The organism is Mycobacterium sp., from assembly GCF_049647605.1.
Taxonomy (GTDB): Bacteria; Actinomycetota; Actinomycetes; order Mycobacteriales; family Mycobacteriaceae; genus Mycobacterium.
Genome location: NZ_JBARXZ010000120.1, coordinates 79,300 through 102,982, shown reverse-complemented (window position 1 = coordinate 102,982; position 23,683 = coordinate 79,300). Strand labels below are relative to the sequence as shown.

Genomic DNA, 23,683 nt, shown 5'->3' with positions numbered 1-23,683 from the left:
CAGCCGGTGAACGCCGCGCGTGCGGCGGCTACCGCGGCGTCGACGTCAGCCGGTGTCGCCAGCGCCAGTTCCGCCGTCGCCGCGCCGGTGGCCGGGTTCACCACCGTGTGTATCGGCCCCGAGGTCTCGACGGGAGCGCCGTCGATCCAGCTGGAGGAGATCTTGCGGGCCGTTGCGGAGGTGTTCGCAGAGGAAGCGACGGTCATGGTGCCACCGTAGCCCACCCAGACGGCCCGGACCAGCGGTCACCATACGCATTCTGCCGACTAGACACACTCAGACTGAGGATATTGTCGGTAATAGTTGCCCCCGGCAACTGATTCCGTGCACAATCACAAGCATGCGGGAATCGGGAGGACCTAACGGACCCGGGTACGTTCGCGGCGGCACCCAGGGGTCTTCAGTCCCGGCCATGCAACTCGATGAGCTTTCCAAGGCGATCATCGAAAACCTGCAACAGGACGGACGGCGATCGTATGCCGGGATCGGCAAAGCCGTCGGGCTGTCGGAGGCAGCCGTGCGTCAGAGAGTGCAGCGCCTGGTCGATTCCGGGGTGATGCAGATCGTGGCCGTCACCGACCCGATGCAACTCGGATTTGCCCGCCAGGCCATGATCGGCATCAAATGCACCGGCGACACCCTCAAGGTCGCCGACGAACTCGCCAAAATCGAATCCGTGGACTACATAGTCCTGACAGCAGGCTCTTTCGATGCCATCGCCGAAGTGGTCTGCGAAGACGACGACGATCTCCTCGACCTGCTCAACACCCGCATCCGCGCCGTCCCAGGGGTGATATCCACCGAAACGCTCGTCTATCTGAAACTTGTCAAACAGCAATACAATTGGGGTACGCGATGACGACCACGCAAGCATCACAAAACAATTCAAGCGATCTATCCGCCAAAGCCGACCGCCACCTGTGGGGGCACTTCTCCCGCCACGGCGCCGGCATCACGCCACCGATCATCACCCGCGGTGAAGGCGCCACCATCTGGGACAGCAACGGCAAGAGCTACATCGATGGCCTCTCCGGCCTATTTGTCGTCCAGGCCGGGCACGGGCGCGCCGAGCTGGCCCAAGCCGCCGCCAAACAAGCCGAGCAGCTGGCCTTCTTTCCGCTCTGGTCCTACGCCACCCCGACGGCCATCGAACTGGCGGAGCGCATCGCCGGCTACGCCCCGGGCGACCTGAACCGCGTCTTCTTCACCACCGGCGGCGGCGAAGCCGTCGAGAGCGCGTGGAAGCTGGCCAAGCAGTACTTCAAGCTGACCGGCAAGCCCGGTAAGTACAAGGTGATATCGCGGTCCATCGCCTACCACGGCACCCCACAGGGCGCCCTGGCCATCACCGGCATCCCGGCGTTCAAGGCACCCTTCGACCCGCCGACCCCGGGCGGTTTCCGGGTGCCGAACACCAATTTCTACCGCGCCCCTGAGCAGTACAGCACCGACCCCAAGGCGTGGGGCCAGTACTGCGCCGACCGGATTGCCGAGGCCATCGAATTCGAAGGCCCCGACACCGTCGCGGCCGTCTTCCTCGAACCCGTCCAGAACGCCGGCGGCTGCTTCCCGCCGCCGCCCGGGTACTTCGAGCGGGTCCGCGAGATCTGCGACGAATACGACGTGCTCCTGGTCTCCGACGAAGTGATCTGCGCCTACGGCCGCATCGGTTCGATGTTCGCCTGTGACGACTTCAACTACGTCCCCGACATCATCACCAGCGCCAAGGGCCTCACCTCCGGCTACTCCCCGCTGGGCGCCATGATCGCCAGCGACCGGCTCTTCGAACCGTTCAACGACGGCTCAACGGTGTTCGGACACGGCTACACCTTCGGTGGACACCCGGTGTCCGCAGCGGTGGCGCTGGCCAACCTCGACATCTTCGAACGCGAAGGCCTCAACGCCCGGGTCAAGGAGAACGCGCCGGCGTTCAAGGCGACCCTCGAGCAGCTCTACGATCTGCCGATCGTCGGCGACGTGCGCGGCGAGGGCTACTTCTACGGCATCGAACTCGTCAAGGACAAGACCACCAAGGAGACCTTCAACGACGAGGAATCCGAGCGTCTCCTGCGCGGATTCCTCACCCCCGCACTCTGGGAGGCCGGGCTCTACTGCCGCGCCGACGATCGTGGCGACCCAGTGATCCAGCTCGCCCCGCCGCTGATCTGCGGGCAGAAGGAATTCGACGCCATCTACAACATCTTGCGTCACGTGCTCACCGAAGCCAGCTCACGGATGTAGTAGTAGGCATCAACAGATGGGCGGGACCTCTGCGGAGGTCTCGCCCATCTGGCTTTGTGCCTCAGTTGTGTCCTGGTTTCGGCCGACGGTCCTGCTGGAGCAATCCGGCGCCGATACGCCGGCAGCTGTCCCCGAGCGCCGTCATCTGCTGACGGGACAGCGGATTGAGGTAGAGGCTGCGCACCACGCCGGCATATGTCCGCAGAGCCGGCGCGAGATGCACCCGACCGACGCGGGTGATGGTGGCAACAACACCGCGGCGGTCGGTCTCGCTGGTGCTCCTGGTCAGCAGGCCCCGCGCTTCCAATCGGCCCGCCTGCTGGGTCACCCGGCTCGGAATGAGCGCAAGAGCGGTTGCCAGGTCACCCATCCGCACGGAGCCACTGTCGGATTTTGCCAAGATCCAGAGCAGCATCACGTCATGCAGCGTCAGGTTGTGCTCGAACAACAGCGTCCGCTGGAGAACATCACCGATACGCGTGGCGGATTCGGTGAACTGCTGCCAACACTCCTGCTCGAGGTCGTCGAGTTCCGGCAGATGACGGTCGGGCACCAACGGTGCGGGTGCGACCGGGAAAGAATCGGCGCAGCCGCTGTCAACCACGCATCACTCCTCAGATCCGGCCGGCCCAGCATGGCAAAGCCCCGATAACGGCCCGCACAAAACAATCCACAAAGCACCTTCTCATCAACGAGCATGTTGCAAAACACGTTCGACTCGACATTCACGATTTCCGATGTCGGCGATGCTCATCGTAGTGCCGGCCCGGGCAAACGTGTCGAGAATTATCAGTTCTTTTCCCACCGAACTTCTTTGCCCATCACAAACACGTGCACGTCATCACCACCGAGATCTCGGCTCGACTGCCTCGAGTCGACGCCCCGTTGCCGAATCGACCCGAGCCGGCGGTGGGGCCGCAACGCCTGCGGTAGCCCGGCACCCGTGGGACAGATATGGTTCCTGACAAGGGAGGCGGTTCCCTCCGGCGATGTGATCTTGGACAATTGCATCTTGCAGGCATGGCGCCGCCTCCCGCCCGGTCAGCCCGATGCACGACACCGCACTTTGTCCCGCCGATCGAGCCGACCCCGGAAATGAATTGAATTCGCTGCGGGTCGTCCAATTCCGATGATTTTGCATTGAAGCAATCGCCTGCGAGAAATAATTCGCCGAAAAACCGCGACCGTGGGGACCCGACCAGCAGCTTCACTGACTTTCGACGATAGCGGAGCTGAATAAATTCTTTCGCGTCCCAAACGGGACCACGGACACGGACCGCGGCCAGCGTCATGCTGAACATGCCGGCCGTGCTGGCCGGGGCCCTTCTCAACGGCTACTTCATTGCCGCTTACAGCAGCGGCGAGCGCACCCGGGCCGGCGGTCCGGAGGAAGCAGCCCCCCGTCACCGGCACCGTCGCCGATGAAGCGAACGCCGCCGGAGATTCTGACGATGCCGGCGATCCTGACGTTGCAGGCGATGCCGGCAACGCAGACGACACCGAGGAGGGGCAGGTGCGGGCATCGAAGTCCGACAGGCGTGCCACGGCTCGTTCCGGTGCGGGTGCCAGCGGCCGGTCCCACGGAACCGCCACCGACGATCCGGCCGACAACTCGGGCGGTGCCGCCAACAGCAACTCCGGTGGGAACTCCGGCGGAACCGGCGACGCGGGGGCAACCAAGTCCAGCAAGAGCAACAAGAGCAAGCAGTCCGGCGACTCCGGAGAGTGAGTCCGAGCCACCTCCGAGGGGCCCTTTTCGGCAACACCGCGGGAGGGGTCCCTGGACTGGAGGAGACCACAGCTCAACTCACATAGGCAACATCAATCACACCAGCCACAGCGCGGCTACCCAGAATCAGGCCGGCAGTCGCCTAGTCTGCTTCCCGATGGCCACCTCACGACCTCTGGTACAGCGCGCCGCCGCACTGGCAGCGGCGTTGCTGACGCTGGGCAGCATGACGCTCGGCAATCCAACTCTGGCCTCCGCGGAACCCGCCGACCCGTGCCCATACCGGGTCGTCACGCCCCCCGCCGTGGACGCATCCGAAGTTCCCGCGCCGGGGCAGCCGACGCCACAGCCGCTCGCCGTGCCGTCAAAACCCGTCGGCGGCGAAGCGCTGGGTGGTTGCGGCCTCATCACCGCACCGGACACACCACCGGTTCCCGAAGACGTCTCGGCCGAAGCCTGGGTGATCGCCGATATGGACACCGGCGACGTCATCGCCGCCCGCGACCCCCACGGTCGCCACCGGCCGGCCAGCGTGATCAAGGTACTCACCGCGATGGCCGCGCTGCGGGAGCTCAACCTCAACAAGCAGGTGCCCGGCACCCCCGAGGACGCCGCCGCCGAAGGCACCAAAGTCGGCGTCGGCCCCGGCGGCACCTACACCGTCAACGACCTGCTGCACGGCCTGATGATGCATTCCGGAAACGACGCGGCGCACGCGCTGGCGATGCAACTCGGCGGGTGGGACAACGCGCTGGGCAAGCTCAACACCCTGGCCAGCCAGCTGGGCGGACGAGACACCCGGGCCGCGACCCCATCGGGTCTCGACGGCCCGGGCATGAGCACCTCGGCCTACGACTTGGCACTGTTCTACCGCTACGCCTGGCAGAACCAGGCTTTCAGCGACATCGTTGCCACCCAGTCGTTCGACTTCCCGGGCCGCGACGGGAATCCGCCCTACGAAGTGGTCAACGACGTCAAGCTGCTCTACAACTACCCCGGCGCGCTCGGCGGCAAGACCGGGTACACCGACGACGCCGGCCAGACCTTTGTCGGCGCCGCCGAGCGGGACGGCCGCCGACTGGTCACGGTGTTGCTGCGCGGCACCCGCCAACCGATCGTGCCGTGGGAGCAGGCCGCCCGGCTACTGGACTACGGTTTTGCGACTCCCCCGGGCACCAAGATCGGCGAGCTGGTGGACCCGGACCCGTCCCTGATGCCACGCGACAAACCCACCGACGAACTGGCCGCTGCGGCGGCCGCACAAGCGGCAAGCCTGATACCGCAGGCCGACGCCGTACCGGTGCGAGTCGGCGTCGGCGTCGTCGGCACCATCCTGGTATTCGGGCTCATCATGGCCGCCCGGGCGGTCAACCGCCGGCCCCTGCGCTAGAGCGTTCGCAACCACACACGGATTCGGCTGCGGGCGTTGGCGTATGGCGATGACGTGTTCAACGAGATCATGCGTCCCATCGTCCACTTTCCGTACCAGGGCAAGCCGTAGAGATCGGCGTCGGAACAACCCTCGATCAAGTCGACGAGCCGGTCCTTGGCCTCGATGAGCTGCGTGCGCAGATCGGCCCAGGAATCATGCTGGTGTTGGGCGTAATAACGCGCAGCGAGCGCACCCAGCTCATTCCACTTCACCCCCGGGGCGGGAAATTCATCGGGCAGTCCCGCGGCTCGACGCTGGTGCCAGATCAGCACCTGTTGGTTCCAGCCGACAAGATAGGCCACCAGATCGGCCGGACTCATCATGGTGTCCTTGACGTGGCCGGCCAGGACCGGTTCCCGGACAAATTCCAGCGGCACCCGATCGAGGTCGGTGCTCAGCTGTCGAAAAGTCTTGTCGATGGCGGCGAGTAGTTCACCCTTGGACGCGGGAACTCCCATGCAGTGCATCTCCATGCTCAGACGGTTCCGGTCGGACTGGAATCACCAACCCGGTTCAGTCACGGTCGCGTCGTGCCATCCGCGAGAAACTCAGCGCGCCAAGGGCTCCGACCGCCACCGCGCCGACCGCCTGCAGTGGGCCGATACCGGGGCGAGTGATCAGCCGTGGGGTGATCATCGCAGGTTCAGGCGGTAAGACGATGTCCTCGCGCAGGTTCTCCTTCGAGGTGGCCGCCCACGCCGTGGCGAACAGCACCAACCGGGCGGTGATGTAGGCGAAGACCATCAAACCGAGCACCGGGCCGAAGGTCGCCCCCGCCGGTCCGGTGACCACCGATTGCAGGTAGATCGATGCCACCTGCTTGAAGATCTCGAAACCGACCGCGGCAATCAGTCCCGCTCGAAGGCTGCTGCGGAAACCCACAGATTCCCGTGGCAACCGCGCGATCATCAACGTGAACAGCAGCCAGGACACCACCATCGACATCACCACCGACAGCACCTGGAGCATCACCCCCAGCCCCGGGGCCTCGCGAATGCCGAAGTACCCCAGCAGGGTTCGCATCGGGCCACCGGCACCCAGGGCGCTCAGGGCGATCGTCACCACGATGGCGATGAACGTCGACACCAACGCCAGCAGATCAGACACCTTGGTCCGGACGAAACCGTCTGGGGCATCGCGGAATCGGCCCCACATCTGACTGAGCGCCTCACGCAGGTTGGCCATCCAGCCCAGCCCGGCCCACGCCGCCGTCGCCAACCCGATCACACCGACGGTGGTCCGCGACTCGATCGCCGAATCCATCAGGCTGACCAATTGGCTGCCCATGTCCCCGGAAATCGTCGACCTGATCCAGCCTTCTACCTCGGCCAGCAGATCGGGCCGGCTGGCGAGCACAAAGCCACCCACCGCAAAACCGACCATCAGCAGCGGGAACAGCGCGAAGATCGTGAAGTAGGTGATTCCCGCGGCGTAGAAGTCGCCCTTGGTGTTGGTATAGCGCTCCTGCGCCGTCATGACATGGTCGAACCACGGCCACCGGGCCCGAAACCGGTCGACGAGCCCCGGCTTGTCCTGCTCGGGCGCCATGTCGTCAGCGCGCAGGCTGGTCCGGTCAGCCGGTTCCGTCATACCAGTCTCCCGAGATCATGATCGTTGCGGCAAAAACCCTACGCGGTCATATACCCGCTGCAGCGTCTTCGAAGACACCTCATTGGCCCGGGCAGCACCCTTGGCCAGGATCGCTTCCAATTCGGCTTGATCGGCCAGCAGTTCATCGACCCGGGTCTTGATCGGGGTGACGAATTCGACGACCGCCTCTGCGGTCTCCTTCTTGAGATCGCCATAGCCACGCCCGGCGTACCCGTCGACCAGGGTGTCGATCGCGGTGCCGGTCACCGCCGACTGAATGGTCAACAGATTGGAAATGCCGGCCTTGGCTTCCCGATCGAACCGGATCTCCCGCTCGCTGTCGGTGACCGCCGAACGAATCTTCTTGGCGCTCCTGGCCGGATCGTCGAGCAGGCTGATCAGGCCGCCGTCGGTGGTGGCCGACTTGCTCATCTTGGCCGTCGGGTCCTGAAGGTCGTAGATCTTGGCGGTGGCTTTCGGGATCATCGCCTCGGGGACCACAAACGTCTTCTTGTACTGAGCGTTGAACCGTTGGGCGACATCGCGGGCCAGTTCCAGATGCTGGCGCTGGTCCTCACCGACGGGCACCAGGTTGGTGTTGTAGAGCAGCACGTCGGCCGCCATCAGTACCGGGTAGGTGAACAGGCCGACGGTGGTGGAGTCGCTGCCCTGCTTCTGCGACTTGTCTTTGAACTGGGTCATTCTCGACGCCTGGCCGAACCCGGTGGAACAGCCCAGCACCCAGGCCAGTTCAGCGTGTGCGGGAACGTGCGACTGCACGAACACCGTGGCGCGCGCCGGGTCGATGCCCAGCGCAAGGTACTGCGCCGCGGTCACCAGGGTCCGGCGACGCAGCACCTTCGGATCCTGCGGGACCGTGATGGCATGCAGATCGACGACGCAGAAGTAGGCGTCGTGGTCGTCCTGCAGCTCAACCCACTGTTTCACCGCGCCCAGCGCGTTGCCCAGGTGCAGGGAATCGGAGGTGGGCTGCGCGCCGGAGAACACGATCTGACGGGCAGGATTGTGGCCGGCGGGGCTGGAGTCGCTCATGATCGTCCGATCATTTCATGTCAGATCATGCCCACCGCTCATCAGCCCGGATCCAGCTGGCGCCACCCGGGGTGCTGCGGCCTCATCGAGGCCTGACCAACCGCGCTGCCCATCGCTACGGCGAGATGTTCGCCTCGGGACCGCCAGCGAATTCGGTGAACGGCCCAGACCCGCCGAAGCGGATACCCGTGCCCACATCCAGGTGCCGCGATGCGCAAGTGAAACACGTTCCAGTTGTCGTGGCAGTTAGTTGCGGGGTGAAGCAATCAGGTCGCAATGGAAAGTAACTCCCTGGACTGTCAACACTGTTCAACGGCTTAACGATGCAAGCAATGAGGTTGCTGCGTGGAGCATCCTCCCGGTGGTTTCGAAGGCAGATCCCCGAAGTCCATTCCGCTCAGGTTTTTCACAGATACCTTTTCTATGTCCAAGATCACAGATGTGCCCTAGGGGAATCGCATGCACATTTCGGCTCGCAGTTACCTCACCGCAGGGGTGGCCTTCATCGGCGCCGGCGCCATCGCAGTGAGTCCGATCAGTCCCATCAACCCGTCGCTGCCGGACATCGTCGTCCCAGCGGCAGCCTCATCCACCCCGGTGGAACTCACTGCCATCGTCAATCCCATCGAACTGTGGGCTCAGACGATCGCAACGGCAGCGGGGAATCTCGGCACATTGGCGGAGACGTTCCTCGCCGACCCCGCCCCGATCCTGGCGAAAATCGCCCAGAACGGGATCATCAGTGCGTCGACCGCCGCCGGGATCGTCGGGCTCGGCGTCGAGGGGTTCTTCAACGGTGTAGCCGCCATGCCGGCCGCCTTCCAGGCAGCGATCGACCAGATCATCGCCGGGGATTTCGAAAACGGCATACCGAGTCTGGGCAATGTGTTGCTGTTGCCCATCATTCAAGCGGCCTTCCCGATCATTCTCGGCACCAGCTTGGGCGATATCGTGGCGCTCCTGCAGAACCCGTTCGACAACATCTCCAACGTGATCGGCGTTCTGCCGCAGGCAATCGGCCTGCTCGGGCTCCCGCTCCTCGGGCTCGTCATATCGCCTCTAGGCCAGGTGGGCCTGACCGTACAAGCTATTTTCGACGGCATCACCACCGGCGACTTCGAGGCGGCCCTCAACGCGGTGATCAGTTTCCCGTCAGACCTGGTCGGCACCATTGTCAACGGCAATCCCAATTTCGGCGGCGGCCTGCTCGGCGAATACGGGATCGTCGAAGGACTGCTCAATTTCCGCAACGCCGTCGCCAATGCGATCACGCCACCCGCCGTCGCCCCGGGGACGCAGAACTTGGCACCGCAGAACATTTCGACACCGGCGGCCGACGAGGTACCCGACCCGGCGGCAATCACTGTCAGCCTGTCCACCGGTCCGGAACAGGCTGCGCCCCAACCGGAACCGGCAGCAACGGCGGCAGCGGTCATCGAGGACGAACCGGCAGCCGAGCCGGCGCCCGAGCCGACAGCCGAGCCGGCGTCCACCGCGCCGATCGTCGAAGAAACAGAACCCGAGGCACCGGCACCGGCACCGGAGGAAGCGGCGCCCGTCGTCTCGGGGGGCACCACGACGTCCACCGACGGCACCGAGCGGACGAAGCCCACACGTGCCGAGCGGGCATCACAACGTGCCGAGCGGACATCACAACGTGCGGAGCGGGCATCGGAGAAGGAACGCACCAAGAGCAGCAAGTCGGCCGCGCGGGCCGCGTCCACAAACTCGGACAACAAGGGTGACTCCCGCGGTTCCGGTGGCAAAGACAGTGCCGAATAAGCGCTGATATCACCATCGTTCGGCCCCTGCCCGGTCCGCGGGGAGGGGCCGAATGCCGTTTCGGCGCTAGGGCGCTGAGCTGTACTCCACCGTCACAGGCGCATGATCGGACCAGCGCAACGCGTAGGCCTCTGCCCGGTCCACGTGCGCGGCGACCACCCGCTGGGCGAGCCCCGGCGTGGCCAGCTGATAGTCGATACGCCAGCCGGCGTCATTGTCGAAGGCCTTCCCCCGCCACGACCACCAACTGTACGGACCGGCCACGTCCGGGTGCAGCTGCCGCACCACGTCAACCCAGCCGGCGGCGAGCAACTCCCCGACCCACTGCCGCTCGCTGGGCAAGAAGCCCGACTTCTTGACGTTGGCCTTCCATGCCTTGATGTCGTTCTCGGTGTGGGCGATGTTCCAGTCACCACACACCACGGCGTCGCGGCCCGCGTCGCTCAGCCCGGCCATCCGCGCCGCGAGCGCCACCATGAAGCGTTCTTTCTCCAGCTGCCGAGGGGTCTCGGCTTCACCGGTCTGAACGTAGACGCTGGCCACCGTCAGCCCGGCCGACGGCGAGTCGCCCTCGGCCGGGGACTCGATGTCGACCTCGATGTAGCGGCCGTGCGACGCGAACTCGTCGGTGCCGACGCCGACACGCACCGCCTGGAAGGGATGCCGACTCAGCACCGCCACCCCGTTACGGCCTTTGAGATGCGGCTCCGCCGATGCCAGGTGCCAGCAGTCGTCCAAAGCCGGGGCCAGCGCTTGGGCCAGCTGTTCGTCGTCGGCACGCGTCTCCTGGAGGCAAACCACGTCGGCCTTGGTCTGGGCCAGCCAGGGCAGTAATCCGAGGTTGTCGGCGGAACGGTGCTTGACCGCGGCGCGGATGCCGTTGACGTTGACGGTGCTGACGATCACGGGGCACGACCCTATCTGAGATGTTTGCCTGGAAGCCACGGCAACTATTGCGGTACCGCCGGTATCACCTTAAAGTCGGTCGACATGGCTCCTCCAGTCGTCCGCTCGCCGATCCACCTCGGCACCGGCGAGCCGATCCTGCTGCTGCACCCGTTCCTGTGCTCGCAGAACGTCTGGCGCACCGTCGCCGACCAGCTCGCCGACACCGGCCGGTTCGAGGTCCTCGCCCCCACCATGGCCGGCCATCACGGCGGACCCGCCGTCAGCTCCTGGTTCATGGACACCGCCGTCATGGTTGATCACATCGAACGTCACCTCGACGAACTCGGTTGGGCGACAGCACATATCGTCGGCAACTCACTGGGCGGCTGGGTGGCCTTCGAGCTGGAGCGGCGCGGGCGCGCACGCACCCTGACCGCAATCGCCCCGGCCGGCGGCTGGTCCCGCTACTCCCCTACCAAATTCGAGACCGTCGCAAAATTTCTCGGCGGTGGCCCGGCACTACTGGCCGCCCGGCTGCTGGGCCCGCGGATCCTGAACCTGCCGTTCGCCCGCCGGCTGGCGACACTGCCGATCAGCGGCCCCGCCGACGGACCTTCCGAGACCGACCTGCAGGAGCTGATGCAGGACGCCACCCACTGCCACGCCTACGTCGCTCTGCTGGTCAAGACGTTGCTGGCACCGGGACTCGCCGAGTTGGCCGCCATCCGGACACCGGTGCAGCTGGTGCTCTGCGAACGCGACCGGGTGTTCCCCACACCGCGGGGAAACCGACACTTCACCGACAACCTTCCGCCCGCGACCACGATCACCCGACTCGACGGTGTCGGACACATCCCGATGCTCGAGGCCCCCGGCCGGGTCAGCGAGCTGATCATCGACTTCATCGACGCCAACTCCGCACCTGAGCGGGCGATTCCGCCGGCCGGCTGAGCCGCCACCGCGCCCTGACCACCCAAAAGCCGGATCTGCAGAAGCTGTGATCCAGGGCGCCGCCGAGACGCCTCACTGGCCTCCGGTATCGACCGTGCGATAGGCTGCTCCTCGGTCATGAGTGCCAGCGTCAAGCCCCGGCTCGCTGGCCGGCAACCCTCCAACCGCGGTGGGGTGCCCCGGGAGACGACCAGGTTGAGTAACCGTCAGCGGTTACACGGCAAGCGCGGGTCCGGCATGGGACGGGCCCCAACCCATATGGAGGCCCGACATTTCGTAGTTGTCGCCGATCGTAGCTGTCGCCGAGGCATCCAACGGCGACCGACCGTTCGTGATCAATCGCCCAGGCCGACGGCGGCTCCGGGCGCAACCCAGGAGACCAAAAATGAGCACCGAAGCCGCAGATCCGACCGCAGGTTGGTCCTTCGAGACCAAGCAGGTCCACGCCGGCCAGTCCCCCGACGCGGCGACCAATGCCCGGGCGCTGCCGATCTATCAGACCACGTCGTACACGTTCCGCGACACCGACCATGCTGCCGCGTTGTTCGGCCTCGCCGAACCCGGCAACATCTACACCCGGATCATGAACCCCACCACCGATGTGGTGGAGCAGCGGATCGCGGCACTCGAAGGTGGCGTCGCCGCATTGTTCCTGTCCTCCGGGCAGGCCGCCGAGACGTTCGCCATCCTCAACCTGGCCGGCGCCGGTGACCACATCGTGTCCTCACCACGGCTCTACGGCGGCACCTACAACCTGTTCCACTACTCACTGCCGAAGCTCGGCATCGAGGTGTCCTTCGTCGAGGACCCCGACGACCTCGATTCCTGGCGTGCCGCGGTCAGGCCCAACACCAAGGCATTCTTCGCCGAGACCATCTCCAACCCGCAGATCGACATCCTCGACACCCCCGGCGTCTCGGCCGTCGCCCATGAGAACGGCGTCCCGCTGATCGTCGACAACACCATCGCCACCCCGTACCTGATCCAGCCGATCAGCCAGGGCGCCGACATCGTGGTGCATTCGGCCACCAAGTACCTCGGCGGGCACGGGTCGGCGATCGCCGGCGTCATCGTCGACAGCGGCAACTTCGACTGGACCCAGGGCCGTCACCCCGGGTTCACCACCCCGGACCCCAGCTACCACGGTGTGGTGTTCGCCGAACTCGGCGCTCCTGCATACGCACTCAAGGCACGGGTGCAGTTGCTGCGCGACTTCGGCTCGTCGGCGTCACCGTTCAACGCGTTCCTGGTCGCCCAGGGCCTGGAGACACTGAGCCTGCGCATCGAACGTCACGTGGCCAACGCCCAACGGGTCGCGCAGTACCTCGAAGACCGCGACGACGTAGTGAGCGTCAACTACGCGGGGCTGCCCTCCTCACCGTGGCACGAACGCGCAAAGACGCTGGCGCCGAGGGGAACCGGCGCGGTGCTGGCATTCGAACTGGCCGGCGGCGTCGAAGCCGGCAAGGCGTTTGTCAACGCACTGACCCTGCACAGCCACGTCGCCAACATCGGCGATGTCCGGTCGCTGGTGATCCATCCGGCGTCGACCACCCACGCCCAGCTGAGCCCCGAGGAACAGCTGAGCACCGGCGTCACACCGGGATTGGTCCGTCTGGCAGTCGGCATCGAGGGAATCGACGACATCCTCGCCGACCTCGAACAAGGGTTTGCCGCAGCGAAAGCGACCGGGATCTCCGATCCCAACGCCCTGGCAGCCTTTTGAGCAAGGAGTGCCCAGTGACGATCTCTCCTGAGTTGACCGCGACGCTGCCGGCCGAAGGCGATGTCGCGGTGATCCACATCGGACCGTTGACGCTGGAAAGCGGTGTTGTGCTCGACGATGTGAGCATTGCCGTGCAGCGCTGGGGACAGCTGTCCCCGGCCCGCGACAACGTCGTCATGGTGCTGCACGCACTGACCGGCGACTCGCACGTCACTGGCCCCGCGGGTCCGGGCCACCCCACCGAGGGCTGGTGGGACGGTGTGGCCGGACCCGGCGCGCCGATCGACACCGACCGCTGGTGTGCGATCTCCACCAACGTGCTGGGCGGATGCCGCGGTTCCACCGGCCCCAGCTCGCTGGCCCGCGACGGCAGGCCCTGGGGTTCACGATTCCCGGTGATCTCGGTACGCGATCAGGTCAACGCCGACATCGCCGCGCTGGCGGCCTTGGGTATCACCGAGGTGGCCGCGGTGGTCGGCGGATCCATGGGCGGCGCCCGGGCACTGGAATGGGCTGTCAGTGAACCGAATTCGGTTCGTGCCGCACTGATCCTGGCGGTCGGGGCCCGTGCCACCGCAGACCAGATCGGCACCCAGTGCACTCAGGTCGCCGCAATCAAGGCCGACCCGGACTGGCAGGGCGGCGACTACCACGGCACCGGCCGCAACCCCGACGCCGGCCTGCAGGTCGCGCGGCGATTCGCCCATCTCACGTACCGGGGCGAGGAGGAGTTGGACTCACGCTTCGCCAACCACGCCCAAGGCGACGAGGATCCACTCAACGGTGGCCGATACGCGGTGCAGAGCTATCTCGAACACCAGGGCGGGAAGCTTTTGGCGCGTTTCGACGCTGGAAGCTACGTGGTTCTCACCGATGCGCTGTCCAACCATGACGTGGGCCGAGGCCGGGGCGGGGTGAGCGCGGCATTACAGAACTGCCCGGTCCCCGCTGTGGTCGGCGGGATCACCTCCGATCGGCTCTACCCGCTGCGGCTACAGCAGGAGCTCGCGGACCTGCTGCCCGGCTGCGACGGCCTCGAGGTGGTCGACTCCAGCTACGGCCACGACGGCTTCCTCGTCGAGACCGAGGCCGTCGGTCGGCTGATCCGGAAAACCCTGGAACTGGCCGCCCGGTGAGCCGGTCCAGCAGGTCCTCCGGCAAGTCGTGGCAGGAGTTGTCGCTGTCGTTCGGGTCGGCGGCCGCCGCCTACGAGCGCGGTCGGCCGTCGTATCCACCGGAGGCCATCGACTGGCTGCTGCCGCCCGGGGCGCAGAAAGTCCTCGACCTCGGTGCCGGCACCGGCAAGCTGACCACCCGACTGGTGGAACGTGGCCTGGATGTTGTTGCCGTGGATCCACTCGCCGAGATGCTCGAGGTACTCAGCGCCGCATTGCCCGACACCCCGGCACTGTTGGGGACCGCCGAAGAGATCCCACTGGCCGACAACAGCGTCGACGCGGTGCTGGTGGCCCAGGCGTGGCACTGGGTGGACCCGGAACGCGCCGTGCCCGAGGTGGCCCGGGTTCTCAAGCCCGGCGGCCGACTGGGGCTGGTGTGGAACACCCGCGACGAACGCCTCGGCTGGGTTCGTGATCTGGGACGCATCATCGGCCATGAGCACGACCCGTTCAACCATGAGGTGGCGCTGCCCGCACCGTTCACCGACGTCCAGCGCAACCATGTGGAGTGGACAAATTACCTGACACCGCAGGCGCTGATCGACCTGGTGGCCTCCCGCAGTTACTGCATCACCTCACCCGACGAGGTGCGCACCCGCACGCTCGGTCAGGTACGCGATCTACTGACCACCCATCCGGCGCTGGCGAATTCGACGGGGCTGGCGCTGCCCTACGTGACGGTCGGGATCCGCGCGACGCTGAGCTCCTGACCTCAAGAGAATCCTGTCTATCGGGTGCCGAGCGCGTCGATTGTCCAGGCGACGTAGATGACGGTGGCGCTCACGGTGGCGGTGGTCAGGAAGTCGATTCCCCGGGAGCGGACGGCCAACAGACCGACCCGGTCCTCCGAGAGCGCCAGCCGCAGGACCGCGGCCACCCCGACGGCAATACCGAGCAGCAGCGCACCGCGACGCCAGAAACTGGCGGCCACCAGGCCGAACGCGGCCACAAAAAGCAGCCCGACCACCAAGATCGGCCACTGCGCCCGCAATGCGCTCCGCAGAGTCACCGAGGCGCGATCCCGGCGTGCCCGGTTTCTCGTTCGACGGCTTCTTCTCGTTCCACGACGTTGGTCAGCAAGAACGCCCGCGTCAGCGGGCCGACCCCGCCCGGGTTCGGCGACACCTGGCCCGCCACATCCCAAACGCCCGGATGCACGTCGCCGGTGAGCTTGCCGTCCACCCGGCTCACGCCGACGTCGACGACGGCGGCACCGGGCTTGACCATGTCGGCGGTCACCATATGCGGCACCCCGACGGCAGCAACGATGATGTCGGCCTGCCGGGTGAGCTCGGGCAGATCACGAGTTCCGGTGTGGCACAACGTGACAGTCGCGTTTTCGGAACGCCGGGTCAGCAGCAGCCCCAGCGGCCGGCCGACGGTCACCCCACGCCCGATCACCACAACATGCGCCCCGGCGATGGGCACGTCGTAGCGGCGCAGCAAATGCACTATGCCGCGGGGAGTACACGGCAACGGCGCGGTCTTACCCAGCACCAGCCGACCCAGATTCGTCGGGTGCAGGCCGTCGGCGTCCCGGTCCGGATCGATCCGCTCCAGGGCGGCGTTCTCGTCCAGGTGCTTGGGCAGCGGCAGCTGCACGATGTAGCCGGTGCACTCCGGATTGGCGTTGAGCTCGTCGATGGTCTCCTCGAGCGTGGCCTGGCTGATATCAGCGGGCAAGTCACGACGCAGCGAGTTGATACCGACTTTGGCGCAGTCCGCGTGCTTACCGCGGACATAGGCCTGAGAGCCGGGGTCGTCGCCGACCAGGATGGTGCCCAATCCGGGTGTACGGCCCCGAGCGGTCAGCGCAGCCACCCGCTCCTGAAGGTCGATGAAGATCTCGTCGCGCGTGGCCTTACCGTCCAGAACTGTTGCACCCACGGCGAACATTCTGTCATTGAATTTCAGCGATCCGTTGACACCTCCGCTCGCAGCGTGCTGAGGTTCGAAAGTGAACACCAGTCCAGATGTGTTCAGTCCCGCGAAGCTCGGGCCGTTGACGCTGCGAAACCGCATCATCAAGGCCGCAACCTTCGAGGCCGCGACGCCGCACGCCCTGGTGACTGACGACCTGATCAACTACCACCGCAAGCCCGCCGCCGGCGGCATCGGCATGACCACCGTGGCCTACTGTGCCGTCTCCCCCGGCGGCCGCACCGACGGCTGGCAGATCTGGATGCGCCCCGAAGCCGTCCCCGGCCTGCGCCGGCTCACCGACGCGATCCACGCGGAGGGCGCGGCGATCAGCGCACAGATCGGCCATGCCGGTCCGGTGGCCAACGCCCGGACCAACAAGGCGACCGCGCTGGCTCCAGTGCGGTTTTTCAATCCGCTGTCGATGCGCTTCGCAAAAAAAGCCACCCGCGACGACATCACCGAAGTGATGGCCGCGCATGCCAACGCCGCCCGCCTCGCGATCGACGCAGGATTCGACGCAGTGGAGATCCACCTCGGGCACAACTACTTGGCCAGCGCCTTCTTGTCCCCGCTGATCAACCGTCGCGATGACGAGTTCGGCGGGTCGCTGGAGAACCGCGCCAAAGTGGCGCGCGGCACCGTGTTGGCAGTGCGCCGCGCGGTCGGAGACCAGATCGCGGTGACCGCAAAACTGAACATGTCCGACGGGGTGCGCGGCGGCATCAACACCGAGGAGTCCCTGCAAACCGCGAAGTGGTTGCAGGACGACGGCGGACTGGATGCGCTCGAACTGACCGCAGGCAGCTCACTGGTGAACCCGATGTACCTGTTCCGCGGCGACGCGCCCGTCAAGGAGTTCTCCCGCGCCTTCAAACCGCCGATCCGCTGGGGCGTCCGGATGATGGGCAAAAAATTCTTGCGCGAGTATCCCTACCGCGGGGCCTACCTGCTGCGGGAAGCCCGGTTGTTCCGTGCCGAGCTGACGATGCCGCTCATCCTGCTCGGTGGGATCACCAATCGCGAGACCATGGACCTGGCCATGGCGGAGGGCTTCGATTTTGTGGCGATGGGCCGGGCCGTGCTGGCCGAGCCGGATCTGGTGAACCGCATCCAGGCCGACGGTGCCGCACATTCGGTCAGATCGCTGTGCACCCACTGCAACCAGTGCATGACAACCATCTACAGCCACACCCACTGCGTCCTCACCGGAGCGCCGGACCGCTGACATTCACGCGGCTCCCGCGCGGCCTACCCGTGTCCGCGGCAGGGTTACCGTTAGAGTTGTCGCGATGTCTCGACCAGTCGCACCTGCACTTACCGTTCGGCACGACGGGTCCTCGCGGACTTTTGCCGCCGGCAATGATGTTGTCATCGGGCGAGATCTGCGCGCGGACGTGCGGATCGCCCACCCGTTGATTTCGCGTGCGCACCTTGTGCTGCGATTCGATCACGGCCGTTGGCTGGCGATCGACAACGGCTCGCTGAACGGCATGTTCGTCAACAACCGTCGCGTCTCCACCGTCGATCTCCACGACGGCCAGGCGGTGAACATCGGCAACCCCGACGGCCCCCGGCTGGAGTTCGAGGTCGGCCGGCACACCGGGTCTGTCGGCACCCCGCCGCAAACCGCCGCCGTGCCCGTCGCGTCGCGGACCGGCACCACACCGGCGTCCTACCAGTCCTCGCCGCAGTATCCGACCGGCGGGACCGCCTGGCCCGGAACCGGCAACACGCCGGCCCCGCCGTCGGCGCCGATATCGCGGCCGCAGACCGGCTACCACACTCCGCCGCCGGTTCCGCCCTACCCGACAGGCGCCCGCCCTCAGGCTCCGTACCCCTACCCGAGCACCCCGCCCAGCCAGTCGCAGCCGGCTGCCCGGCCGCCAGCGTCCGGGGCGATGCCGACGCAGATGGGCCCGACGGCCATCCCGCCGAAGGCCGCCGACGGGTCGAACCTGGCGACCAGCATGCTGAAGATCCTGCGTCCCGGCCGGGCGCCGGAGGTGCCGGCCGGCGGTATCAAGATCGGTCGTGCCACCGACAACGACATCGTCATCCCCGATGTCCTGGCCTCCCGGCATCACGCCACGCTGGTTCCGGCCGCCGGCGGCGCCGAAATCGTCGACAACCGCAGCATCAACGGCACCTTCGTCAACGGCCAGCGCGTCGAAACGGCGATACTGCGCGAAGGTGATGTCGTCACTATCGGCAACATCGACCTGGCGTTCACCGGCGGCACCCTGGCCCGGCGCTCGGAGACCCAGGCCGCCACCCGCACCGGCGGGCTGGAGGTCCGTGGTCTGACCTGGACCATCGAGGGCACCAAAACGCTGCTGAACAACATCTCGATCGACGCCCGCCCCGGCACGTTGACCGCGGTGATCGGCCCGTCGGGTGCGGGTAAGTCCACCTTCGCCAAGCAGGTTGCCGGGCTGACCCATCCCACCGGCGGCCGGGTCACCTTCGAAGGCCACGACATCCACGCCGAGTACGCCTCGCTGCGGTCCCGGATCGGGATGGTCCCGCAGGACGATGTGGTGCACGGTCAGCTGACGGTCAAGCAGGCCCTCATGTACGCCGCCGAGTTGCGGCTGCCGCCCGACACCACCAAAGAGGACCGCGAGCAGGTCGTCAATCAGGTCCTCGAAGAGCTCGAGATGACCAAGCACCTCGAGACCCGGGTCGACAAGCTGTCCGGCGGTCAGCGCAAACGCGCTTCGGTGGCCCTCGAACTGCTCACCGGGCCGTCGCTGCTGATCCTCGACGAGCCCACTTCCGGCCTGGATCCCGCGCTGGATCGCCAGGTCATGACGATGCTGCGGCAACTGGCCGACGCCGGCCGCGTGGTACTGGTCGTCACCCACTCCCTGACGTACCTGGATGTCTGTGATCAGGTGCTGCTGCTGGCCCCGGGTGGCAAGACCGCGTTCTACGGACCGCCCAGCCAGATCGGACCCCAGCTGGGCACCACCAACTGGGCCGACATCTTCTCCGGCGTCGCCGGCGACCCCGACACCTCGCATCAGCGGTATCTCGAGCGCAGCGGTCCACCGCCGGAGTCCGAGGCCTCCTCGGCTCCTGCCGATCTGGGCAAACCGGCAAAAACCAGCATGCGACGGCAGTTCTCGACGATCGCGCGTCGGCAGATGCGGCTGATCGTCTCCGACCGCGGCTACTTCATCTTCCTGGCGATACTGCCGTTCATCATGGGGGTGTTGTCGCTGTCGGTGCCCGGCAGCGTCGGCTTCGGAGTGCCCGACCCGATGGGCGACGCACCGAACGAACCCGGGCAGATCCTGGTGCTGCTCAACGTCGGGGCCATCTTCATGGGCACGGCGCTGACGGTGCGCGACTTGATCGGTGAGCGGGCCATCTTCCGCCGAGAACAGGCCGTCGGCTTGTCGACCAGCGCTTATCTGCTGGCCAAAGTGTGCATTTACGCGGTGTTCGCGATCATCCAGTCGTCGATCGTCACGGGAATCACCGTGCTCGGCAAGGGCAGTCCCACTCAGGGATCGTTGACGTTCCTTCCCCCAACTGCGGAACTCTTTGTGGTGATGGGCGCCACCACCGTGACCGCCGCGATGGTGGGCCTGGCGCTCTCGGCGCTGGCCAAGTCCAATGAGCAGATCATGCCGCTGCTGGTGGTGGCCGTGATGAGCCAGCTGGTGTTCTCCGGCGGCATGATCCCGGTGACGGACCGGCTGGTCCTCGACCAACTGTCGTGGTTCACCCCTGCACGCTGGGGTTTTGCGGCCTCGGCCTCCACCGTCGACCTGATCCACCTGGTTCCCGGGCCGTTGACTCCCAAGGACTCGTTCTGGGAGCACACCGCACAGGCGTGGTGGTTCGACATGGCGATGCTGGGTGTGCTGTGCATCGGCTATCTCGGCTTCGTGCGGTGGCGGATCCGGCTCAAGTAGCCCGCTGAGTCAGGAGTAGCCGTCGATGTAGCCGCCCTCGCGGCTGGACCGCACCACCAGCAGCACCCCGGGCGCCGTACCGATCCCGTAGACACCGCCCCAGGGCTGTTGGACCTGGTGCCGCGCAGCACACGTCGTGCTCTCGAACGCCTGTAGATACGTGTCGTCGTCCGGGGAGCTCACCGGGATCACGAATTCGTCCACCAGCCACCCGACGTCCGCGTCGTGGTAGGGGCTCTCCGGAGCACCGGCTGCGGTGCGGCAACGTTCGGTGCCGTCCGGTTCCATCACCGCCCGGGCGCTGTCACCGTCTCCGGCGAACGGGGCGGTGAGAAACGCCCGTGCCGGATCGTGGCTCGGGGAGATCGAGTAGGTCAGTGAATCGAGGGCTTCGCCGGTGACAGCGTTGAACAGACCCGTCAGCGCAACTCCCCCGCCGAAACCCCGGAATGCCACCGCGTCGGATCCGGCCGGCTCCGCATGCACGTTGAAGTACCTGCGTTCCAGCACTTGAACGGTTCCCAACGGCGTTCGCCCGGAAACTGCACCGGTGGACGGATCGACGGTGAACGCCTCGACCGCTTCGCTCCCGTCGATCGGACACGACACGACAACGACCACCCGCTCCGGGAGGTCGACGATGGAGGTCTTCGCGGGATCGTCGGCCTGCCGGCACTGGTCGGGAGCGTCGATGCTCCAGGTCTCCGCTCCCGTGCGGGCATCGAACACCGTCCACTGCTGTGTGCTCCGCGCGATCAGATGTCGGACCGGAGACAGGTTGTCCGATGGCCACAGATTGGTGCGCGGTAGATCCGTCGCAGTGATCAGCCGATGGTCGGTACTCATCCACAGCCGCTCCCCAGTCATTGCATCCAGGGCGACCAGTGCTGCGCCGGCAGCGCCGGCGATCTGCGCGATCAGCGTCCGACCGTCGTCGTAGATGTTGGCGCCACGGACCCGGACTTCGCCGGGTCCGGTGCGCCGATAGTGCCATCGGTGATTTCCGTCGGAGTCGTAGGCGGTCAGCATCCCCTGATCCAGCACCACGAAGCCAGCTCCGGCGGCCGCAATGGAGACGGCCGGCTGGGCGCCGTAGGACCCGTCACCGATCTGGATCGAGAACGCCCGCTCGCCGAACGTGGTGGGCACCGGCGGAATCGGCACGGCGGCGGCCTGGGTCGCGTCGACAAAACGGCCGTCGTCCCCGGCGCGCACACCACTCCACACCGCCGCAGCTGAACCCGCCGCGGCGAGAACCAACACCACGACCAGCGGCACCGACACCAGGCGTCGTCCTGACGACAGCGGTGTCATACCAAAAATCGCGGCGACGCTGCCGGCGGCGGCCAGTAACCAGGCCGTCGTCGCTGTCGGGAGCTGTGCACTGCGAACAGAGTCCGACAGGACCGTGCGCAACGTGGTGATGACGTCGCCGGTCTCGGCCACGAAGTAGATCATGACGACGACAGCGACCAACACCCCCGCCACCGACAGGATCAGAAACCGGGTAGTCCAGGCCGCTGCGAGCAGAATGAGCAGCGAAACTGCCACTGCCACGGCGGTCCAGGCCACCGCGGCAGGAGAACGGCCGGTGATCGAAACCATCTCGGGCTCGAAGCGATCAGCCCCCGTCAGGCTCCAGATGCCGAGGCCGAGAGCGCACAACAGTGTGACCGCGGCAACCGCGGCGCATGTGTACGTGAACCACCACCCGGGTTTGCTGTGCCCGACCATCGCCCTGCATTACAACCGGCAACACGGCGGCGCGCAACTCACTCGCCGTGCACGTCGAGACCGTGCGCCGCGGCAAACGCCAGCGCCTGCGGCAGGTCGATCCGGGCTCCACGCAGCGACGCCAGCGTCCACAGATCCGGGTCCACCCGCGCCCCCCGCAGATCCGCCGAGTCGAGTCGGGCGCCCCGGACCCGTGCCCCGGCCAGATCCGCTCCCCGCAGCACAGCTTTGCGCAGATCGGTCTCCACCAGCCCGGCCTCACGCAGTCGACACCCGGCCAGGTTCACCCCGCGTAGATCCGCCCCGGCCAGCACCGCCAAGGTGAAATCCACCTCCTCGAAGGTCACCGGCCGCAGCCGGCACTCCGAGAACACCGAGCCCATCAGACTGCAGTTGCGGAATGTGCTGTGCCACAGCGAGGCGCGCTGGAACCGGCAATTCCGGAAAGCCGAGCCGAGATGTTCGGATTCGGCCATGTTCACACCGCTGAAATCGCACCCGTCGAACACGGTGCGCTCGGTGCGCAACCCCACCAGGTCGTCATCCCGAAAGTCGTGGCCGACAAACTCCTGGTCGACCCATACCGTTTCCGTCACGCCGAGAGCGAGTCCAGCGCGTACTCGCTGACCTCGATGAGCGCACGTTTGGCGGAGTCGCGATCGCGGGCGTCGACAGTGATCACCGGGATTCGCTCGGCCAGCGCCAACGCGCTGCGCACCTCATCGACCGCAAACCGTTGCGCCCCGTCGAACTGGTTGACGGCGACGATGAACGGGATCTTGCGGTCCTCGAAGAAGTCGACGGCGGCGAAGCTGTCCTCCAACCGGCGGGTGTCCACCAAGACGATGGCGCCGATCGCACCGTGCACCAGGTCGTCCCACATGAACCAGAATCGCCGCTGCCCCGGGGTGCCGAACAGATACAGCACCAGGTCGTCACCCAGGGTGATGCGCCCGAAATCCATCGCCACCGTGGTGGTCGACTTGGCCGGGGTGGGCGCGAGTTCGTCGACGCCGGCCGACACATCGGTGACCATGGCCTCGGTGCGCAGCGGCATGATCTCCGAGACGGCGCCGACAAACGTGGTCTTACCGGCGCCGAAACCGCCGGCGATGACGATCTTGGTGGAAGCGGCGGCCCGCTTCTGGGGCTGCCCCAGCTCAGAGTGCGCGTAGGCCACGGAGCGTCCTTCCTATCAGTTCGCGACGATCGTCGGTGGTCGAGCTCTCGGTCAAGGTGGTGTGCACTTGAAGGTAACCCGACATGACCAGATCACCGACGAGGACACGAGCGACTCCGAGCGGAACATCGAGGCGGGCGGAGATCTCGGCGACCGACGGGCTCTTGATACACAGCTGGATGATCCGGCCGCGCAGGTCATTGGGGCTCCAGCGGTGGAACAGCGCGGACTGCAGGGTCGTCACCGGTGCGGCCAGGGGCAGGTCGATCGTGGTGTCCGTGCGTCCCGCCGTCAGGGTGTAGGGGCGAACCAGACTGGCCTCACGGTAGGGCTGGTGTTCGGAGGGATCCATC

At 66.3% G+C, this 23,683-nt stretch carries 23 protein-coding genes and 1 riboswitch; of the genes, 11 read left to right on the top strand and 12 right to left on the bottom strand.

All coding sequences use genetic code 11. The features are described 5' to 3' along the window. Positions 1-206: aldehyde dehydrogenase family protein (locus WBB07_RS16185; protein WP_526309400.1), on the bottom strand; the 206-nt coding region annotated here is incomplete at its 3' end. A gap of 206 nt (positions 207-412) precedes the next feature. Here WBB07_RS16185 and WBB07_RS16180 point away from each other — a divergent pair. Both WBB07_RS16180 and WBB07_RS16175 read left to right on the top strand, forming a co-directional pair. Beyond that, on the top strand, positions 413-859 hold the full coding sequence (locus tag WBB07_RS16180) for an Lrp/AsnC family transcriptional regulator (protein ID WP_526309410.1): 447 nt from the start codon (positions 413-415) through the stop codon (positions 857-859). Next, positions 856-2,241 carry an aspartate aminotransferase family protein gene (locus tag WBB07_RS16175; RefSeq protein ID WP_526309399.1) on the top strand — a complete coding sequence of 462 codons (1,386 nt, stop codon included), beginning with the start codon at positions 856-858 and terminating at the stop codon, positions 2,239-2,241. The genes WBB07_RS16180 and WBB07_RS16175 overlap by 4 nt, the downstream gene beginning before the upstream one ends. Before the next feature lie 61 nt (positions 2,242-2,302). On the opposite strand, the gene WBB07_RS16170 is transcribed toward WBB07_RS16175, so the two are convergent. Further along, positions 2,303-2,845, bottom strand: coding sequence for a MarR family winged helix-turn-helix transcriptional regulator (locus WBB07_RS16170; RefSeq protein ID WP_526309398.1), 543 nt, complete (start codon positions 2,843-2,845; stop codon positions 2,303-2,305). Positions 2,846-3,583: 738 nt separating this feature from the next. Between WBB07_RS16170 and WBB07_RS16165 the strand changes: the two genes are divergently transcribed. Then, positions 3,584-3,970: a hypothetical protein gene (locus WBB07_RS16165; RefSeq protein ID WP_526309397.1), complete on the top strand. Its 387-nt coding sequence runs from the start codon at positions 3,584-3,586 to the stop codon at positions 3,968-3,970. 157 nt (positions 3,971-4,127) lie between these two features. Continuing rightward, on the top strand, positions 4,128-5,360 hold the full coding sequence (locus WBB07_RS16160; protein ID WP_526309396.1) for a D-alanyl-D-alanine carboxypeptidase family protein: 1,233 nt from the start codon (positions 4,128-4,130) through the stop codon (positions 5,358-5,360). Here the strand turns inward: WBB07_RS16160 and WBB07_RS16155 are convergent. The 3 genes from WBB07_RS16155 to trpS are packed head-to-tail and all read right to left on the bottom strand — an operon-like array spanning position 5,357 to position 8,045. Continuing rightward, a complete protein-coding gene (locus WBB07_RS16155) occupies positions 5,357-5,860 on the bottom strand; it encodes a ClbS/DfsB family four-helix bundle protein (protein ID WP_526309395.1) in 504 nt (167 codons plus the stop codon). The genes WBB07_RS16160 and WBB07_RS16155 overlap by 4 nt on opposite strands. Positions 5,861-5,915: 55 nt before the next feature. Then, positions 5,916-6,992 carry an inner membrane protein YhjD gene (gene yhjD, locus WBB07_RS16150; RefSeq protein ID WP_526309394.1) on the bottom strand — a complete coding sequence of 359 codons (1,077 nt, stop codon included), beginning with the start codon at positions 6,990-6,992 and terminating at the stop codon, positions 5,916-5,918. 15 nt (positions 6,993-7,007) lie between these two features. After that, complete coding sequence (gene trpS / locus WBB07_RS16145; protein WP_526309393.1) at positions 7,008-8,045, bottom strand: tryptophan--tRNA ligase; 1,038 nt, start codon at positions 8,043-8,045, stop codon at positions 7,008-7,010. Positions 8,046-8,504: 459 nt separating this feature from the next. Between trpS and WBB07_RS16140 the strand changes: the two genes are divergently transcribed. Further along, entirely contained in the window at positions 8,505-9,827 is a 1,323-nt protein-coding gene (locus tag WBB07_RS16140; RefSeq protein ID WP_526309392.1) for a hypothetical protein, read from the top strand. A 66-nt stretch (positions 9,828-9,893) separates the two neighbouring features. Here the strand turns inward: WBB07_RS16140 and WBB07_RS16135 are convergent, their stop codons facing one another. Further along, on the bottom strand, positions 9,894-10,733 hold the full coding sequence (locus WBB07_RS16135) for an exodeoxyribonuclease III (protein ID WP_526309391.1): 840 nt from the start codon (positions 10,731-10,733) through the stop codon (positions 9,894-9,896). Between the two features lie 84 nt (positions 10,734-10,817). On the opposite strand from WBB07_RS16135, the gene ephH reads away from it, so the two are divergent. The 4 genes from ephH to WBB07_RS16115 all read left to right on the top strand — a co-directional run bounded on the left by ephH (position 10,818) and on the right by WBB07_RS16115 (position 15,280). After that, positions 10,818-11,666 (top strand): epoxide hydrolase EphH, encoded by an 849-nt coding sequence (gene ephH / locus WBB07_RS16130; protein WP_526309390.1) that lies wholly within the window; start codon positions 10,818-10,820, stop codon positions 11,664-11,666. Between the two features lie 113 nt (positions 11,667-11,779). Next, positions 11,780-11,899, top strand: a riboswitch (SAM riboswitch). Between the two features lie 152 nt (positions 11,900-12,051). Then, the gene (locus tag WBB07_RS16125; RefSeq protein WP_526309389.1) at positions 12,052-13,392 is read left to right on the top strand and encodes a bifunctional o-acetylhomoserine/o-acetylserine sulfhydrylase; all 1,341 of its coding nucleotides are present in this window, start codon (positions 12,052-12,054) and stop codon (positions 13,390-13,392) included. A 14-nt stretch (positions 13,393-13,406) separates the two neighbouring features. Then, on the top strand, positions 13,407-14,528 hold the full coding sequence (gene metX, locus WBB07_RS16120) for a homoserine O-acetyltransferase MetX (protein WP_526309388.1): 1,122 nt from the start codon (positions 13,407-13,409) through the stop codon (positions 14,526-14,528). After that, on the top strand, positions 14,525-15,280 hold the full coding sequence (locus WBB07_RS16115; RefSeq protein WP_526309387.1) for a class I SAM-dependent methyltransferase: 756 nt from the start codon (positions 14,525-14,527) through the stop codon (positions 15,278-15,280). Before metX ends, WBB07_RS16115 begins: the two co-directional genes overlap by 4 nt. Before the next feature lie 17 nt (positions 15,281-15,297). Here WBB07_RS16115 and WBB07_RS16110 read toward each other — a convergent pair whose 3' ends face one another. Both WBB07_RS16110 and WBB07_RS16105 read right to left on the bottom strand, forming a co-directional pair. Continuing rightward, the gene (locus WBB07_RS16110; RefSeq protein ID WP_526309386.1) at positions 15,298-15,579 is read right to left on the bottom strand and encodes a DUF3017 domain-containing protein; all 282 of its coding nucleotides are present in this window, start codon (positions 15,577-15,579) and stop codon (positions 15,298-15,300) included. After that, positions 15,576-16,457 carry a bifunctional methylenetetrahydrofolate dehydrogenase/methenyltetrahydrofolate cyclohydrolase gene (locus WBB07_RS16105; protein ID WP_526309385.1) on the bottom strand — a complete coding sequence of 294 codons (882 nt, stop codon included), beginning with the start codon at positions 16,455-16,457 and terminating at the stop codon, positions 15,576-15,578. Before WBB07_RS16105 ends, WBB07_RS16110 begins: the two co-directional genes overlap by 4 nt. Positions 16,458-16,527: 70 nt before the next feature. Between WBB07_RS16105 and WBB07_RS16100 the strand changes: the two genes are divergently transcribed. Next, positions 16,528-17,718, top strand: a complete 1,191-nt coding sequence (locus WBB07_RS16100; RefSeq protein WP_526309384.1) for an NADH:flavin oxidoreductase — start codon at positions 16,528-16,530, stop codon at positions 17,716-17,718. Positions 17,719-17,782: 64 nt separating this feature from the next. Next, entirely contained in the window at positions 17,783-20,416 is a 2,634-nt protein-coding gene (locus WBB07_RS16095) for an FHA domain-containing protein (protein ID WP_526309383.1), read from the top strand. Positions 20,417-20,425: 9 nt separating this feature from the next. Here WBB07_RS16095 and WBB07_RS16090 read toward each other — a convergent pair whose 3' ends face one another. The 4 genes from WBB07_RS16090 to WBB07_RS16075 are packed head-to-tail and all read right to left on the bottom strand — an operon-like array spanning position 20,426 to position 23,682. Beyond that, positions 20,426-22,150: a BamB-related PQQ repeat family beta-propellar protein gene (locus WBB07_RS16090; protein ID WP_526309382.1), complete on the bottom strand. Its 1,725-nt coding sequence runs from the start codon at positions 22,148-22,150 to the stop codon at positions 20,426-20,428. Between the two features lie 38 nt (positions 22,151-22,188). Then, a complete protein-coding gene (locus WBB07_RS16085; protein WP_526309381.1) occupies positions 22,189-22,746 on the bottom strand; it encodes a pentapeptide repeat-containing protein in 558 nt (185 codons plus the stop codon). Further along, entirely contained in the window at positions 22,743-23,330 is a 588-nt protein-coding gene (locus WBB07_RS16080; RefSeq protein ID WP_526309380.1) for a GTP-binding protein, read from the bottom strand. The genes WBB07_RS16085 and WBB07_RS16080 overlap by 4 nt, the downstream gene beginning before the upstream one ends. Then, positions 23,311-23,682: a DUF742 domain-containing protein gene (locus tag WBB07_RS16075; protein WP_526309379.1), complete on the bottom strand. Its 372-nt coding sequence runs from the start codon at positions 23,680-23,682 to the stop codon at positions 23,311-23,313. The genes WBB07_RS16080 and WBB07_RS16075 overlap by 20 nt, the downstream gene beginning before the upstream one ends. Position 23,683: the final 1 nt, after the last annotated feature.

Coding starts and splice junctions, on each gene's coding strand:
- WBB07_RS16180 (WP_526309410.1), top strand. CDS start 413: ATGCAACTCGATGAGCTTTCCAAGGCGATCATCGAAAACCTGCAACAG.
- WBB07_RS16175 (WP_526309399.1), top strand. CDS start 856: ATGACGACCACGCAAGCATCACAAAACAATTCAAGCGATCTATCCGCC.
- WBB07_RS16160 (WP_526309396.1), top strand. CDS start 4,128: ATGGCCACCTCACGACCTCTGGTACAGCGCGCCGCCGCACTGGCAGCG.
- WBB07_RS16155 (WP_526309395.1), bottom strand. CDS start 5,860: ATGGGAGTTCCCGCGTCCAAGGGTGAACTACTCGCCGCCATCGACAAG.
- yhjD (WP_526309394.1), bottom strand. CDS start 6,992: ATGACGGAACCGGCTGACCGGACCAGCCTGCGCGCTGACGACATGGCG.
- trpS (WP_526309393.1), bottom strand. CDS start 8,045: ATGAGCGACTCCAGCCCCGCCGGCCACAATCCTGCCCGTCAGATCGTG.
- WBB07_RS16140 (WP_526309392.1), top strand. CDS start 8,505: ATGCACATTTCGGCTCGCAGTTACCTCACCGCAGGGGTGGCCTTCATC.
- ephH (WP_526309390.1), top strand. CDS start 10,818: ATGGCTCCTCCAGTCGTCCGCTCGCCGATCCACCTCGGCACCGGCGAG.
- WBB07_RS16125 (WP_526309389.1), top strand. CDS start 12,052: ATGAGCACCGAAGCCGCAGATCCGACCGCAGGTTGGTCCTTCGAGACC.
- WBB07_RS16095 (WP_526309383.1), top strand. CDS start 17,783: ATGTCTCGACCAGTCGCACCTGCACTTACCGTTCGGCACGACGGGTCC.
- WBB07_RS16090 (WP_526309382.1), bottom strand. CDS start 22,150: ATGGTCGGGCACAGCAAACCCGGGTGGTGGTTCACGTACACATGCGCC.
- WBB07_RS16075 (WP_526309379.1), bottom strand. CDS start 23,682: ATGGATCCCTCCGAACACCAGCCCTACCGTGAGGCCAGTCTGGTTCGC.